General features: G+C 58.8%; 17 protein-coding genes and 1 pseudogene. 12 read left to right on the forward strand and 6 right to left on the reverse strand.

Annotation, left to right across the window (positions count from 1 at the left end; all coding sequences use genetic code 11):
- Positions 1-4: 4 nt before the first annotated feature.
- The 7 genes from ACYSTU_RS02685 to ACYSTU_RS02715 all read left to right on the forward strand — a co-directional run bounded on the left by ACYSTU_RS02685 (position 5) and on the right by ACYSTU_RS02715 (position 4638).
- Positions 5-574: an Rnf-Nqr domain containing protein gene (locus ACYSTU_RS02685; RefSeq protein WP_498995749.1), complete on the forward strand. Its 570-nt coding sequence runs from the start codon at positions 5-7 to the stop codon at positions 572-574.
- Complete coding sequence (gene rsxB / locus ACYSTU_RS02690) at positions 571-1575, forward strand: electron transport complex subunit RsxB (RefSeq protein ID WP_217878761.1); 1005 nt, start codon at positions 571-573, stop codon at positions 1573-1575. Before ACYSTU_RS02685 ends, rsxB begins: the two co-directional genes overlap by 4 nt.
- The gene (locus ACYSTU_RS02695; protein ID WP_217878762.1) at positions 1562-2545 is read left to right on the forward strand and encodes an RnfABCDGE type electron transport complex subunit D; all 984 of its coding nucleotides are present in this window, start codon (positions 1562-1564) and stop codon (positions 2543-2545) included. The genes rsxB and ACYSTU_RS02695 overlap by 14 nt, the downstream gene beginning before the upstream one ends.
- On the forward strand, positions 2542-3147 hold the full coding sequence (locus ACYSTU_RS02700; protein ID WP_313870190.1) for an RnfABCDGE type electron transport complex subunit G: 606 nt from the start codon (positions 2542-2544) through the stop codon (positions 3145-3147). The genes ACYSTU_RS02695 and ACYSTU_RS02700 overlap by 4 nt, the downstream gene beginning before the upstream one ends.
- Positions 3144-3716: an Rnf-Nqr domain containing protein gene (locus tag ACYSTU_RS02705; protein ID WP_136492790.1), complete on the forward strand. Its 573-nt coding sequence runs from the start codon at positions 3144-3146 to the stop codon at positions 3714-3716. The genes ACYSTU_RS02700 and ACYSTU_RS02705 overlap by 4 nt, the downstream gene beginning before the upstream one ends.
- Positions 3713-4351: an endonuclease III gene (gene nth, locus ACYSTU_RS02710; RefSeq protein WP_116658215.1), complete on the forward strand. Its 639-nt coding sequence runs from the start codon at positions 3713-3715 to the stop codon at positions 4349-4351. The genes ACYSTU_RS02705 and nth overlap by 4 nt, the downstream gene beginning before the upstream one ends.
- A 107-nt stretch (positions 4352-4458) precedes the next feature.
- A complete protein-coding gene (locus ACYSTU_RS02715; RefSeq protein WP_016773409.1) occupies positions 4459-4638 on the forward strand; it encodes a PA3496 family putative envelope integrity protein in 180 nt (59 codons plus the stop codon).
- Between the two features lie 88 nt (positions 4639-4726).
- Here the strand turns inward: ACYSTU_RS02715 and ACYSTU_RS02720 are convergent, their stop codons facing one another.
- A complete protein-coding gene (locus tag ACYSTU_RS02720) occupies positions 4727-5353 on the reverse strand; it encodes a response regulator transcription factor (protein ID WP_016773408.1) in 627 nt (208 codons plus the stop codon).
- Positions 5354-5785: 432 nt separating this feature from the next.
- Here ACYSTU_RS02720 and ACYSTU_RS02725 point away from each other — a divergent pair, with 432 nt between their 5' ends.
- Positions 5786-6499 (forward strand): hypothetical protein, encoded by a 714-nt coding sequence (locus ACYSTU_RS02725; RefSeq protein WP_016773407.1) that lies wholly within the window; start codon positions 5786-5788, stop codon positions 6497-6499.
- A gap of 123 nt (positions 6500-6622) precedes the next feature.
- On the opposite strand, the gene ACYSTU_RS02730 is transcribed toward ACYSTU_RS02725, so the two are convergent.
- Positions 6623-7840: an argininosuccinate synthase gene (locus tag ACYSTU_RS02730; protein ID WP_011335737.1), complete on the reverse strand. Its 1218-nt coding sequence runs from the start codon at positions 7838-7840 to the stop codon at positions 6623-6625.
- Positions 7841-7969: 129 nt separating this feature from the next.
- A complete protein-coding gene (locus ACYSTU_RS02735) occupies positions 7970-8884 on the reverse strand; it encodes a flagellar protein MotY (protein ID WP_498995757.1) in 915 nt (304 codons plus the stop codon).
- Between the two features lie 160 nt (positions 8885-9044).
- Between ACYSTU_RS02735 and pyrC the strand changes: the two genes are divergently transcribed.
- Together pyrC and rnt are read left to right on the forward strand one after the other, a co-directional pair.
- Positions 9045-10091, forward strand: coding sequence for a dihydroorotase (gene pyrC, locus ACYSTU_RS02740; protein ID WP_498995760.1), 1047 nt, complete (start codon positions 9045-9047; stop codon positions 10089-10091).
- A complete protein-coding gene (gene rnt, locus ACYSTU_RS02745) occupies positions 10088-10765 on the forward strand; it encodes a ribonuclease T (RefSeq protein WP_016773404.1) in 678 nt (225 codons plus the stop codon). Before pyrC ends, rnt begins: the two co-directional genes overlap by 4 nt.
- Positions 10766-10838: 73 nt before the next feature.
- Here rnt and ACYSTU_RS02750 read toward each other — a convergent pair whose 3' ends face one another.
- Positions 10839-11441 (reverse strand): peroxiredoxin, encoded by a 603-nt coding sequence (locus ACYSTU_RS02750; protein WP_003227723.1) that lies wholly within the window; start codon positions 11439-11441, stop codon positions 10839-10841.
- Positions 11442-11753: 312 nt separating this feature from the next.
- On the opposite strand from ACYSTU_RS02750, the gene ACYSTU_RS02755 reads away from it, so the two are divergent.
- Together ACYSTU_RS02755 and bfr are read left to right on the forward strand one after the other, a co-directional pair.
- A complete protein-coding gene (locus ACYSTU_RS02755; RefSeq protein ID WP_003227725.1) occupies positions 11754-11972 on the forward strand; it encodes a bacterioferritin-associated ferredoxin in 219 nt (72 codons plus the stop codon).
- A gap of 200 nt (positions 11973-12172) precedes the next feature.
- Positions 12173-12646, forward strand: a complete 474-nt coding sequence (gene bfr / locus ACYSTU_RS02760; protein WP_016773403.1) for a bacterioferritin — start codon at positions 12173-12175, stop codon at positions 12644-12646.
- Positions 12647-12847: 201 nt separating this feature from the next.
- Here the strand turns inward: bfr and grxD are convergent, their stop codons facing one another.
- The gene (gene grxD / locus ACYSTU_RS02765; RefSeq protein ID WP_016773402.1) at positions 12848-13189 is read right to left on the reverse strand and encodes a Grx4 family monothiol glutaredoxin; all 342 of its coding nucleotides are present in this window, start codon (positions 13187-13189) and stop codon (positions 12848-12850) included.
- A 100-nt stretch (positions 13190-13289) separates the two neighbouring features.
- Positions 13290-15392, reverse strand: a pseudogene (locus tag ACYSTU_RS02770) (molybdopterin oxidoreductase family protein); the annotation flags it as partial.
- Positions 15393-15426: the final 34 nt, after the last annotated feature.

The raw sequence follows: 15426 nt of genomic DNA on the forward strand, positions 1-15426 counted from the left end.
AACCATGACCGAACTCGTGTTAACGCTGATCAGTGCTGCGCTGCTCAACAATTTCGTGTTGCACTGGCCGCTGGGCGTCGCTCCGCTGCTGGCGGGCAACCGACGCCAGGTGCATGCGCTGGGGTTGGCGACGTTGTGCCTGATGGTGGTGGTCGGCGTTATCGGTCACGCGATCTGGCAGTGGATACTGCTGCCGTTGCAGCTTGAAGCGCTGCGCCTGTTCGTGTTTCTGCCGTTGAGTGTGTTGTTGATCGCGCCGCTGCTGAAACTGCTGGCGCGCGGGCTGCCGGATTGGCCGTTCGACGGATTGTGGCCGCTGCTGCTTGGCAATGCCGGCGTACTCGGGCTGGCGTTGATCAATGCGCAAAATGATCAAGGCCTGCTGCACGCGACAGCATTGAGTCTCGGCGCCGGGCTGGGTTTCTGGCTGGTGTTGAATGTGTTCTGCGACCTGCGCGAGCGCACGGCCGACAACGATATTCCCCTGCCCTTTCGCGGCCTGCCGATCGATCTGATCAGCGCCGGACTGATCGCAGTGATTTTTCTCGGATTCAGTGGATTGATCAAAACATGAGTCTGCTTCAACGCATCGATGCCCTGCTGCCGCAGACCCAATGCGGCAAGTGCGGACATCCCGGATGCAAACCCTATGCACAAGGCATTGTTGACGGTGAGCCGATCAACAAGTGCCCGCCGGGCGGCGAAGAAACCATCGCTGCCCTGGCCGAGCTGTTGAAAATACCGGTCCTGGAACTGGATATCAGCCGTGGCCCGGCACCGCCGCAAGTCGCCTTCATCCGCGAGGCCGAATGCATCGGCTGCACCAAGTGCATTCAGGCCTGCCCGGTCGACGCCATCGTCGGCGCGGCAAAACTCATGCACACGGTGCTGATCGACGAGTGCACCGGTTGTGATCTGTGCGTTGCGCCGTGCCCGGTCGACTGCATCGAAATGCATCCTTTGCCTGCGAACACGATCCCAGTGGTTGGCGGTCTCGCATTTGATCTCGAAGAACAGCGCGCCCGCGCGATCAAACGTGACCATGCGCGCCAGCGTTTCGAGCGCCGCAACCAGCGCCTGCTGCGTGAAGAACAGCAAAAGCAGGCTGAACGTGAAGCGCGAGCCGCGCGTGCGGCACAACCGCAAGTCTCGACCGCCGATCCGGTGCAGGCTGCACTTGAGCGGGTGCGCGCACAAAAAGCCGCTAACGCCGATGCGGCGCTGAAGAAGGCCAAGGTCGATGTGGCGATGAGTCGGGCTCAGTTGCATAAATCGCTGAAAGCTTTCGGCCATCCGCCGACGTTCGAACAGCAGTCGCAACTGATCGTCCTGCAGCAACAATTCGAAGCCGCCGAGCAAGCGCTGGCGAAGCTGGAAAGCAGCCAACCGGTGATTCCCGCCGTCCCTGCTCCGAGCAACGACGCCGAACTCAAGCGAGCCAAGATCCAGTTGGCCATGCGCCGCGCCGAACTGAAAAAAGCCCAGGCAGCGGAAGCTGCGCCGGAGCAGATCGCAGCACTGGAGCAAGCCGTGACTGACGCCGAGCGCCAGGTGCAAAACCATGCCACCCCTTGAGGCAGCGGACGATCGCCTGCAACAGGCGATGAATACCGTGCTGCTCGCAGCGCTGCCAGGGCTGCTCGCTTTGTTCTGGCTGTATGGCTGGGGCGTGTTGATCAATCTGCTGTTGGCGGTTGCCAGTGCTTTGCTCGTCGAAGCCGGGGTCGCCCATCTGCGTCGACAAGCGGTGCAAGCGGCACTGCGTGATGGCAGCGCGCTGGTCAGTGCGATGTTGCTGGCCGCCGCGCTGCCGGCTTATTGCCCTTGGTGGCTGACTGTCATTGCGACCGCTTCAGGTCTGTTGTTCGGCAAACATCTGTATGGCGGCGTCGGCAAAAACCCGTTCAACCCGGCGATGCTTGGTTTTGCCCTGAGCATGGTGCTGTTTCCGCAAGCGATGACCCACTGGCCCGGTCATGGCCTCGATTTCCTCTCGGCGTTGCAACAGGTTTTCAACCCGGCTCCAGCACCGGACGCCTGGGCGCAGGCCACGGCACTGGACAGTCTGCGCATCAATAAAAGCCTGACCATCGATGAGCTGTTCGCCAGCAACCCGGCTTTCGGCCGCTTCGGCGGGCGCGGTGTGGAATGGGTGAATCTGGCGTTTCTGCTCGGCGGTCTGTGGCTGTTGCAGCGGCGGATCTTCTCCTGGCACGCACCGGTGGGGATGCTCGCCAGTCTGTTCCTCATCAGCCTGTTGTGCTGGAACGGATCGGGGTCCGATTCCCATGGTTCGCCGCTGTTTCATCTGCTCAGCGGCGCGACCATGCTCGGTGCATTTTTTGTCGTGACAGAACCTGTGTCCGGCGCGAAAAGCGCCCTCGCCCGCCTGCTGTTCGGCATTGGCGTCGGCTTGCTCACCTATCTGATTCGTACTTGGGGTGGTTACCCGGACGGCGTCGCGTTTGCGGTGTTGCTGATGAATCTGCTGGTGCCGACGCTGGAGCGCTTCGCCGCCAGCCGCCATCTGCCGGTGAGCACATGAACCGCTCGGCGAGTGTCGTGACGGTTGTACTGCTGGCTCTCGTAGGCGCGAGCGCGACATACGTGTTGCAGCGCAGCAGTGCACCGCAGATTGCCAGCGAGCAGCGCTTGCTCGATAGCCGCCAACTGCTCGATGTCATGCCTGCAGCGCTCTACGACAATCAGCCGCTGGAGCAACCGCTGACGCTCGCCGAGCCTGTTTTGCGCCATAGCACGCTGTCAGGCGGCTATCGAGCGACCCGCTCCGGACAGACAGTTGCGGTGCTGTTGCGCAGTCGCAGCGAAGGTTACGCAGGTACTCTGGAACTGCTGATAGCCATCGATGCAAACGGCAGAGTTCTAGGCGTGAAAACCCTTGAGCAGCGCGAAACGCCGGGATTGGGTGGTCACATCGGTGAATGGCCGAATGCCTGGCTTCAGACCTTCCTCGGCAAATCCCGCACTGAGCCGACAGACGCCGGTTGGGCGCTGAAAAAGGATCAGGGGCAGTTCGATCAAATCGCTGGCGCGACCATTACCTCCCGTGCCGCCATCAACGCGATTCACGACGCACTGCGTTATTTCGATGAACATCGGGCGCTGCTGTTGGGGACTGGCTCATGAAACGTACGGCGAGTTTATTGATGCTGGTGCCGCTATTGGGCGCCACACAAACACTCAGCGCTGCACTGGGGATAACCTTGATGCTCGGCGCGGTGCTCGGCGTTTTTGCCGTTTGCATGTCGCCGCTGCGCGAACGCCTGACGGGCACCCGTGCGTTGCTAGCCAGCCTGATACTTGCCGCGACGCTGACCAGTTGCGCAAACATCATGGCGCAACGCTGGTTTTTGTCATGGCAGCAGACGTCTGAGCTCTACATAGGGCTGATCGCCTTGCACTGCGTCGTGCTTGAATACGACGGTGCCTTCCGCGAGCCCGTCGCTGTCAGCTTAATACGCTGCGCCTTGTTCGGCGCGCTCATGCTGGTGGTCGGCGGGCTGCGCGAGATCATCGGTTATGGCAGCCTTGGCCGAGGTCTTTCGGAGCATTGGCAAGGTCTGGGTTTGTTCCCCGAGGGGCTGCATCTGTTTACGCTGGTCCCCGGCGCTTTCGTTTTACTGGGCCTGCTTCTCGCCGTACGTCAGGCGTGGACACGCCGCAACTCTGTCATCAAGGAAACGCATCGCCCATGAATGCTGCAAAACGTCTTGAGATATTTCGCCGACTGCACGAAGACAATCCCGAGCCGAAAACCGAACTGGCCTATTCTTCGCCGTTCGAGCTGCTGATTGCGGTGATTCTTTCGGCGCAGTCCACCGATGTCGGGGTCAACAAGGCGACCGCCAAACTCTTTCCCATCGCCAATACACCCGCCGCGATTCATGCGCTGGGTGTAGAGGGGCTGTCGGAGTACATCAAGACCATCGGCCTGTACAACAGCAAAGCGAAGAACGTCATTGAAACCTGCCGTTTGCTGGTTGAACGCCACGGCGGCGAAGTTCCGCAAACCCGAGAAGAACTGGAAGCCTTGCCCGGCGTCGGGCGCAAGACCGCCAACGTGGTGCTCAACACCGCTTTCCGTCAATTGACCATGGCGGTCGACACGCACATTTTCCGCGTCAGCAATCGCACCGGAATCGCGCCCGGGAAAAATGTGGTGGAAGTTGAAATGAAGCTGATGAAGTTTGTACCGAAAGAATTCCTGCTCGACTCCCATCACTGGCTGATTTTGCATGGCCGCTATGTTTGCCTGGCGCGTAAACCGCGCTGTGGCAGCTGCCGCATCGAAGATCTGTGCGAATACAAACATAAAACTTCTGACGATTGAGCCGTCATCGGTTTTTCGTATCCATCGATTGAAAAAATCTTTTTTACCCGCCGCAGTAATGTCGATATAAGGAGCGCCAAAGGCAGTCTTAGCCGGGAGTTGACTTCATGAGTACCGACAAAGAGCAACTGGATGTAGAAGAAGATTTTATTGCCGTCGAGGCCGATGAGGTCGAACCGGTGGTCGAGGTGGCGAAGACCAACCTCAGCAAGCGTCGCACAATCGACAACCTGCTTGAGGAGCGCCGACTGCAAAGGCAATTGGCCGATTACGATTTTGATCTGTGATACCTGAAGGCCTCCCGAAGCGGAGGCTTTTCATTTTCTGCGACAACCGAGCTTGATCGGCCCATGACGGTCTCAGCTGTCGAATCGTTCAAACCAGGCCGTTGCGCTGCGCCAACTCGATCAGATCAACCAGAGACCGCGCATTGAGTTTCAGCAACAGGCGAGTCTTGTAAGTGCTTACAGTCTTGTTGCTCAAAAACATGCCGTCGGCGATTTCCTTGTTGGTCTTGCCGCGCGCCAATTGCTGCAACACCATCATTTCCCGCCCGGACAGACGATCAACCATGTCCGCCTCACTCGCATTGCCCAGACTGGTACGCACAGTGTGCAGGGCCTGATTGGGGAAATAGCTGTAGCCGGACAGAACTGCCTTGATCGCACTCAGCAGTTCGGTCAGATCCTGCTGCTTGCACACATAACCCGCTGCACCCGATTGCATGCAACGCATTGAAAAATGTCCGGGAGCCTGGGAAGTCAGCACCAGCACTTTCACCGGCATGGCGGTGGAAGTCAGGCGAGCAATAACTTCCAGTCCATCGAGTTTGGGTATTCCAATATCCAGAATGACAAGATCCGGTATTTGTTCACGAGCAATTTGTAGTGCATCAACGCCATTATCCGTTTCTGCAATGACTTCGTAGCCATGCCGTTCCATCAGCATACGTACCGCAAGTCGAATGACGGGGTGGTCATCCACGATCAGCACTTTATTCATGGGCAAGTCCAGTTTTCGCTGTTCGAATTTTTAGAACACGCACGATATCCCAGTCACTTGCTTCAAGGGATGGCAACTTTTACACGCATTTGCATCGAGAGACATTCCCTACAGGCATTGAGGATAATTCCCACAAATAGGTCCCGTCGCATCCATCGCAATTGCTTCCCGTCCTTCAAGACCGCAGCGAATTTCCGTTTACTGCGCACACGTCCAACGCAGCTCCGAATTCCAATCGAGCCATTTGAACTTTCCTGGACCACTTTGCTGGCTGCCGATTCGACATACGACGTAACGAACCGCCGCTACTGCATATTCGACGCGCCGGCAGCCCTTCTATAAAACTTGGAAACAACAGCCTGAAACTTCAATGAAGGCTTTTGCTATATATAGAAATATTCAACCTCAAACAAACAACATAGAACTTGAATCATGCTCAAGATAACGAACAAGATCACTAACCCAATGACCGTCATCGCGATATTCGCCATTATCTCGGAAACTTCAGCGGCGGTATCGCTGCCGTTTCTCGACAACAAGGACCGGGAGATTTATGTCTGGTTCCTGATCAGCTTTCCGTTTTACTTGTTATTTCTTTTTTTTATCACGCTCAACTTCAACCACCGCTCGCTCTACTCGCCCTCGGATTTCGGCAAGGACAAAAATTTCCTGAAGGCGGCTGAACATTCGGAACGCGACAGCGAACGAAAAGTACCGTTGCGAAAAACCGATGGATCGTGCGCTTTCGAGATAACCAGCTGCGTGGTGTCCAGCAACACTGGGAGCGGCGGATTCCAGCGTCCATGCAGGATTCACAACGCGCCTGACCCACCAACCGATATCGATGGCCAAGCGAACCCCGTGGTGCAGACGATCAAACTGTCACCGCTGATAAGCGAACTGAACATCATCGACGCCCGGGACGTTGACGCGTCCAGGGAGTTCGATGCGATTCTCGACACTCTTCGGAGCGCCGGTAAAAAAAATCCGCGAGTGCTGGTTTTTCTGTCGAATCATGTTTCGGACTCTCTGGCGCATACTTCGCTGCAACAGATCAAACAGGCGAAGAAAAGCTCAGGTGCAACACTGTGTGTCGTTTACAACCTGTGCACACAGACAGTTACCCTGCTGGGGCGAACCAGCTGACAGGCGTGGCACATCCCGCAAGCGGGCAGACAAGAGAAACGGCTTGATGAACCCGATGAAAAATCCGAAAAAAAAGGCGGCCCTGAACTGGCCGCCTTTTTATTGCGCGTGGGTCTGAGCCACTCAGAACAACTTGCGGCCCTTGTTGGCAGCAATGCGCATGCGCAGCGCGTTGAGCTTGATGAAGCCCGCCGCGTCGGCCTGGTTGTAAGCGCCGCCATCTTCTTCGAAGGTGGCGATGTTGGCGTCGAACAGCGAATCGTCGGACTTGCGACCGGTGACGATGACGTTGCCCTTGTACAGCTTCAGGCGCACTACGCCGTTCACGTTGACCTGCGAAGCATCGATCATCTGTTGCAGCATCAGACGCTCAGGGCTCCACCAGTAACCGGTGTAGATCAGGCTGGCGTACTTGGGCATCAGCTCGTCTTTGAGGTGAGCGACTTCGCGGTCCAGAGTGATCGATTCGATGGCGCGGTGAGCGCGCAGCATGATGGTGCCGCCCGGGGTTTCGTAGCAGCCGCGGGACTTCATGCCGACATAACGGTTTTCGACGATGTCGAGACGACCGATGCCGTGCTCGCCGCCGATCCTGTTCAGCGTCGCCAGTACGGTGGCCGGGGTCATTTCGACGCCGTCCAGTGCGACGATGTCGCCGTTGCGGTAGGTCAGTTCCAGGTATTGCGGGGTGTCGGGAGCCTTCTCCGGGGAGACGGTCCAGCGCCACATGTCTTCTTCGTGCTCGGTCCAGGTATCTTCCAGCACGCCGCCTTCATAAGAGATGTGCAGCAGGTTGGCGTCCATCGAGTACGGAGATTTTTTCTTGCCGTGGCGTTCGATCGGGATCGCGTGCTTCTCGGCGTAGTCCATCAGCTTCTCGCGGGACAGCAGGTCCCACTCGCGCCAAGGGGCAATAACTTTTACGCCTGGCTTGAGCGCGTAGGCGCCCAGTTCGAAACGCACCTGGTCGTTGCCCTTGCCGGTGGCGCCGTGGGAAATGGCGTCGGCGCCGGTTTCGTTGGCGATTTCGATAAGGCGCTTGGCGATCAGCGGACGGGCGATGGAAGTACCCAGCAGGTACTCGCCTTCGTAAACGGTGTTGGCGCGGAACATCGGGAACACGAAATCACGTACGAATTCTTCGCGCAGGTCGTCGATGTAGATTTCTTTGACGCCCATGGCCTGAGCCTTGGCGCGGGCCGGCTCGACCTCTTCGCCTTGACCGAGATCAGCGGTGAAGGTCACCACTTCACAGTTATAAGTATCCTGCAGCCACTTGAGGATCACCGAAGTGTCCAGGCCGCCGGAATACGCCAGAACGACCTTGTTTACGTCCGCCATGCCATCACTCCACGGGGTTCTACGGAAAGCCGGGGAGTCTACCGCTCAAACGCGATAATTTACAGAGGCGCGACAGCTTAAGACGACAAAGCGACAGAATCTGTCGAGAGCGCGACGATGACCGGCGAGTCAGGAAGTCGTTGCGGCCGTGGCCGGCGTACTCGCTTGCGGCGCCGGAGCCGGGGCGGTAGTCGTTGCGACGCGCGACAGTTTCACGTTGACCCGACGGTTCTTCGCACGATTGGCCTTGCTGGTGTTGGGCACGATCGGATACTGCTCGCCGTGGAAACGCACGGTGATCTGCGATTCCTGAATGCCGTTGGCCTTGAAGAAATCCACCACCGCCAGCGCGCGGCGGCGCGACAATTCGCGGTTGGTCAGACGATTGCCGCTGTTGTCGGAATGGCCGTCGAGGTCGATGTGGTTCACCGTCGGGTCGGCCTTCATGTATTCGAGCATCACTTGCAGCTTGGCCTTGGCAGCCGGGTCCAGCTCAACGCCTTCGCCGGGGAAGCCGATCTGCGACTGCTTGATCTGGTCGAAATTCTGCGGCAGCAATTTCGCCACACAGCCTTGATAGTCGTTGAACGCCTTGCTGAATTTCACCGGCAACAAACGCACTTCGGAGACGCGGCCATCGCCAGACGCACGGCGTACCACCGGGCTGCGACCGTCCAGCAGACCGCTGATCAATCCCCCGGCCTGGGATTGCGAGCTGTTGAACAACACGTTGCCGCTGCCCAGACGCACAGAGCCCAGATTGATGTCGCCACGCCCTGGCTGCCAAGGTGCTGCGGCAGCGAGCAAGGTCGCCGAACCGCCGCCGAGCATGGCGTTGTAGGCGTTCAGGCGAAAGATCGCCTGCTCACCGGCCTTGCGCACGAACTCGCCCGAGCCGAAATCGGTGATCGGCTGGGTAAGGCGGCATTCGAACTGGTCGCCGGCGACCGTCCACTCAATGTTCTCCAGACGGGTCTGGTAAGTCAGCGCCATCGCGGGAAGGCTGGCAAACACACTGAGCAGGGCTAAATAACGCTGGCGCACGGGAGGCTCCATTGGCTTGTGAAACACAAACACCGATTCACACAATGTTTACGGCATACCTCCGGGATATCGGACGCTTGTGGCAAAACTTGATAGCGGGTGCCTGCAAGAGTCTTTTCCGGTAGCATTCGCCTCAGTTTGACCCGCCTGGAATCCCCTCATGTCCGACCGCCTGACCCTGCTGCGTCCCGACGACTGGCACATTCATCTTCGCGATGGTGCCGTGTTGACCAATACCGTTGCCGATGTGGCCCGCACCTTCGGGCGCGCGATCATCATGCCGAACCTGGTACCGCCGGTGCGCAACGCCGCTGAAGCCGACGGCTATCGTCAGCGCATTCTCGCTGCCCGCCCGGCCGGCAGTCAGTTCGAGCCGTTGATGGTGCTGTACCTCACCGACCGCACCCAACCGGAAGAAATTCGTCAGGCCAAGGCCAGCGGTTTCGTCTACGCCGCCAAGCTGTACCCGGCCGGCGCGACCACCAACTCCGATTCCGGCGTGACCAGCATCGACAAGATCTTCCCGGCGCTGGAAGCCATGGCCGAAGTCGGCATGCCGCTGTTGATCCACGGTGAAGTCACCCGTGGCGACGTCGATGTATTCGACCGCGAAAAGATTTTCATCGACGAGCACATGCGCCGCGTGGTCGAGCGTTTCCCGACACTGAAAGTGGTGTTCGAACACATCACCACTGGCGACGCCGTCCAGTTCGTCAATGAGGCTTCGGCCAACGTCGGCGCGACCATCACCGCGCATCACCTGCTGTACAACCGCAACCACATGCTGGTCGGCGGGATTCGGCCGCACTTCTACTGCTTGCCGATTCTCAAGCGCAATACCCATCAGGAAGCCTTGCTCGACGCCGCCACCAGTGGCAGCGCCAAGTTCTTCCTCGGCACCGACTCGGCGCCCCACGCCCAGCACGCCAAGGAAGCCGCCTGCGGTTGTGCCGGTTGCTACACCGCTTACGCCGCCATCGAGATGTATGCCGAAGCGTTCGAACAGCGTAACGCGCTTAACAAGCTCGAAGCCTTCGCCAGCCTCAACGGCCCGCGTTTCTACGGCCTGCCGGCAAATACCGATCGCATCACCCTGGTCCGTGAAGAATGGACCGCCCCGACCAGTCTGCCATTTGGCGAGCTGACCGTTATCCCGCTGCGCGCCGGTGAAAAACTGCGCTGGCGCCTGCTGGAGGAACACGCGTGAGTGAAGACAATTTCGACGATGAACTGGACGGTCAAGGTGGCGGCGGCGGTTCCCGTCATCCGATGGCAGCGCGTTTTCGCGGCTACCTGCCGGTTGTCGTCGACGTAGAAACCGGTGGCTTCAACGCAGCCACCGATGCCTTGCTGGAGATTGCCGCGACCACCATCGCCATGGATGAAAAGGGTTTCGTCTACCCGGATCACACCTACTTCTTCCGCGTCGAGCCATTCGAAGGCGCCAACGTTGAAGCGGCAGCGCTGGAGTTCACCGGGATCAAGCTCGATCATCCGCTGCGCATGGCCGTCAGCGAAGAAACCGCGCTGACCGACATCTTCCGTGGCATCCGCAAGGCGCTGAAAGCCAACGGCTGCAAGCGGGCAATTCTGGTCGGACACAACAGCAGTTTCGACCTGGGCTTCCTCAACGCCGCAGTTGCGCGTCTGGACATGAAGCGCAACCCGTTCCACCCGTTCTCCAGTTTCGACACCGCGACCCTGGCGGGTCTGGCGTATGGTCAGACCGTGCTGGCGAAAGCCTGTCAGGCCGCCGGCATCGATTTCGACGGTCGTGAAGCGCACTCGGCGCGTTACGACACCGAAAAGACCGCTGAGCTGTTCTGCGGCATCGTCAATCGCTGGAAGCAGATGGGCGGCTGGGAAGACTTCGACGACTGATCCTCGTCGAGCAAATCCCGCGCATGAAAAAACCGGCCACGTGGGCCGGTTTTTTGTACCTCGACGTTGCGCCTTACAGGGCCGCAGCGTTCTCGGTCAGGTAAGCCGCAACGCCTTCCGGCGAAGCGTTCATGCCTTTGTCGCCTTTCTTCCAGTTGGCCGGGCAGACTTCGCCGTGCTCTTCGTGAAATTGCAGCGCGTCGACCAGACGGATCAGCTCTTCCATGTTACGGCCCAGTGGCAGGTCGTTGATGATCTGCGAGCGAACCACGCCTTTGTCGTCGATCAGGAACGCGCCACGGAAAGCCACGCCGCCTTCGGATTCAACGTCGTATGCCTTGGCGATGTCGTGCTTCATGTCGGCAGCCATGGTGTATTTCACCTGGCCGATGCCGCCATTGTTCACTGGAGTGTTGCGCCAGGCGTTGTGGGTGAAGTGCGAGTCGATCGACACAGCGATCACTTCAACGTTGCGCGCCTTGAAGTCAGCCATGCGGTTGTCCAGAGCGATCAGCTCGGACGGGCAGACGAAGGTGAAGTCCAGCGGATAGAAGAACACCAGGCCGTATTTGCCTTTGATGGCCGAGGACAGGGTGAAGCTGTCAACGATCTCGCCATTGCCGAGTACGGCCGGGACGGTGAAGTCTGGGGCTTGTTTGCCTACGAGTACGCTCATTGATATCTCCTGGTGTAAAAACTTGAAGTTCAGGGTCCGGGCCAGCCTGTCACCCTCAGGCGACAGCCCTGTGACACGAACCCTCTTCGCAAGGGACGACCATCATACACTGCGTGTTTGGCCTGTCCGTAACGGATTTTCCCTGTCCGGTTATCCACTGCGTATTCATGGGGTCAGACGCGCATTTGGAAAATACCGTTCGTCAGTCGCTGGGAAATTTGCTGCGAAGCGTTCCGAAAGCACTTTGACAATCATTCTCGTTAACATTAAGATCCATCGCAATTGAGTCACAACCAGCGACGGTTCTTACTTATGTATGTTTGCCTCTGCACTGGCGTCACCGACGGACAGATCCGCGAAGCGATCTATGAAGGTTGCTGCAGCTACAAAGAAGTTCGCCAGGCCACCGGCGTCGCCAGCCAGTGTGGCAAATGCGCCTGCCTTGCCAAGGAAGTGGTGCGCGAAACCCTGACCAAGCTGCAAACCGCCCAGGCCGCGATCCCTTACCCGGTAGAATTTACTGCTGCGTAAATGCCCCATTTCAAAGAACCGGACTAGATGTCCGGTTTTTTTATGCCTGAAAATCAATTGCTTAGCGTCCAGACGCGGAACACAAACATTCTTATTCCGATTAATTTTCATTTATTATTCAATAACTTAGGTTTGACACTTATAACTGCCAAGCTCAAACTCCGCCTTATATACGGTTAATTCAGGGCAGGACTCCGATCATGAAAGGCGACATTACAGTCATCCAGCATCTCAACAAGATCCTCGCCAATGAGCTGGTCGCGATCAATCAGTACTTCCTGCATGCGCGCATGTATGAAGATTGGGGTCTGAACAAGCTCGGCAAGCACGAATATCACGAATCCATCGACGAGATGAAACACGCGGACAAGCTGATCAAGCGCATCCTGTTCCTTGAAGGCCTGCCGAACGTTCAAGACCTGGGCAAGCTGCACATCGGCGAGCACACCCGCGAGATGCTCGAATGCGACCTGCGCATCGAAAAGACCGGCCACGCCGATCTGAAAGCCGCCATCGCCCATTGCGAAACCGTTGGCGACTTCGGCAGCCGTGAACTGCTCGAAGACATTCTCGAGTCGGAAGAAGAACACATCGACTGGCTGGAAACCCAGCTCGGCCTGATCGACAAGATCGGCCTGGAAAACTATCTGCAGTCGCAGATGGGCGAAGAGTAGGAGCTGTCGAGTGAAACGAGGCTGCGATCTTTATCGATTTCAGCCTTGATACTCAGTCAACTCGTATAACCAACAAAAAGCCCCGCCCTCTTTCGAGGTGCGGGGCTTTTTGTTGGCCGAAGATCAAAAGATCGCAGCCTCGTTTCACTCGACAGCTCCTACAGGAGACGCGTCGTCGAGCGAAACTCTATGAACGTAGAATCAGGCTTCGGACTTGTTCGCCGCTGCCGCTTCCACAGCCGCCTTGATGGTGCTTTGCAGCGAACCGTCTGCAGCCATCTCGGTCATGATGTCGCTGCCGCCGACCAGCTCACCGCCGACCCACAGTTGCGGGAAAGTCGGCCAGTTGGCGTACTTTGGCAGGTTGGCGCGGATTTCCGGGTTCTGCAGGATGTCCACGTACGCGAACTTTTCACCACAGGCCATCACGGCTTGCGCAGCTTTCGCGGAGAAGCCGCACTGCGGGGCATTCGGCGAGCCTTTCATGTAAAGCAGAATGGTGTTGTTGGCAATCTGCTCTTTAATCGTTTCGATGATATCCATGGAGCACCTCGGCTGAACTTTCCGACTCAGGGGTCGGCACGGTGGCGCATTGTAACGGAATCCCGAGCGCCATGCTCGGTCTCCCCGACAGACCCGCTCGAGCCGCCGCCACGGTCACCGGCACACCGTTCAACGCCGCGTTACCCGACAGTTCGTCGAGCTGACACTCGTCGGTCAGGTCGTTGGCGCTCGATCCCGGCTGGCCACTGGCGATCGCCATCTGCACGCCCGGGCGCGCATGGCCCCAGCCGTGCGGCAGGCTGACCACGCCTTTCATCATGTCGAGACTGGCGAGCACTTCCACCTCGATCTGCCCGACCCGCGAACTCACCCGAACCCGTTGCCCATCAGCCAGACCACGGCTGGCCAGGTCATCCGGGTGCATCAGCAACTGATGCCGTGGCTTGCCTTTCACCAGCCGATGAAAATTGTGCATCCACGAATTGTTGCTGCGTACATGGCGGCGACCGATCATCAACAATTCATCGGCTGCCGGCGCCTGCAACGCGGCAAAGCGTGCGAGGTCGGCGAGAATTTCCGGCGGTGCGGCCTGGATACGCTGATTCGGCGTTTTCAGACGTGACGCCAGATTCGGCTTCAGCGCTCCCAGATCAATGCCGTGCGGATGATCGAACAGCGTCGCCAGCGACAGCTTGTGCTCGGACGCATCGCCGTAGCGGCCCATGCGCAGGCCCATGTCGATCATCTTCGCCGGCGGCATCGTCGGTTTCAGTTCTTTACCGGTTTTCTCGGCGAAGGCCTTGGCCAGCCCGACGAAGATCTCCCAATCATGCAAAGCCCCCTCAGGCTTGGCGAGGATCGCGCGATTGAAGCGGGTCACGTTACGCACCGCGAACAGATTGAAAGTGGTGTCGTAGTGATCGTTTTCCAGCGCCGAGGTCGACGGCAGGATCAGATCGGCATAGCGCGTGGTTTCGTTGATGTACAGGTCGATGCTGAGCATGAAGTCGAGGCCGTCCAGCGCCTGCTCCAACTGCCGGCCGTTGGGTGTCGACAACACCGGGTTGCCGGCCACGGTGATCAGCGCGCGGATCTGCCCCTCGCCCTCGGTGAGCATTTCTTCGGCCAGCGCCGAGACCGGCAACTCGCCGCCGTATTCGGGACGCCCGGAAACGCGGCTCTGCCATTTGTTGAAATGCCCGCCCGAGGTCGACGCCACCAGATCCACCGCCGGCTCGGTGCAAAGAGCACCGCCAACGCGGTCGAGATTGCCGGTGACCAGATTGATCAACTGCACCACCCAGTGACAGAGGGTGCCGAAGGCCTGGGTCGAGACGCCCATGCGCCCATAGCAGACGGCACTCGGTGCGGCAGCGAAGTCGCGCGCCAGTTGGCGGATCTGTTCGGCAGGCACTGCGCAGAGCGGGCTCATCGCTTCGGCACTAAACGCAGCCACGGCGCTGCGCACCTCGTCGAGGCCATCGACCGGCAAATGGCTGTCGCGGGTCAGGCCTTCGCTGAACAGCGTATTGAGCATGCCGAACAGCAACGCCGCATCGCCGCCCGGGCGGACGAACACGTGCTGATCGGCCATCGCTGCGGTTTCGCTGCGGCGCGGATCGACTACCACCACTTTGCCGCCGCGCGCCTGAATCGCCTTCAGGCGCTTCTCGACATCCGGCACGGTCATGATGCTGCCGTTGGACGCCAGCGGATTGCCGCCGAGGATCAGCATGAAATCGGTGTGATCGATGTCCGGAATCGGCAATAGCAAACCGTGGCCATACATCAGATAGCTGCTGAGGTGGTGCGGCAGTTGATCGACCGACGTTGCCGAGTAGCGATTGCGGGTTTTCAGCAACCCCAGGAAGTAATTGCTGTGGGTCATCAGGCCGTAGTTGTGCACGCTCGGATTGCCCTGATACACCGCAACGGCGTTCTGCCCGTGACGTTCCTGAATCGCCGCGAGTTTCTCGGCCACCAGCGCAAACGCCTCGTCCCACTCGATCGGCAGCCATTCGCTGCCGACGCGGCGCATCGGCTGACGCAGGCGATCGGGATCGTTCTGGATATCTTGCAGGGCCACGGCTTTCGGGCAGATATGGCCGCGGCTGAAGGTGTCGAGGGCGTCACCCTTGATCGAGGTGATCGCGACGTTGCCATCGGTTTCCGTGGTTTCGATGGTCAGGCCGCAAATGGCTTCGCACAGGTGGCATGCACGGTGGTGAAGAGTCTTGGTCATGGCCAGTCTCTGTCTTGTTCGGGAGCAGGCGATC

The organism is Pseudomonas glycinis (genome assembly GCF_054871425.1).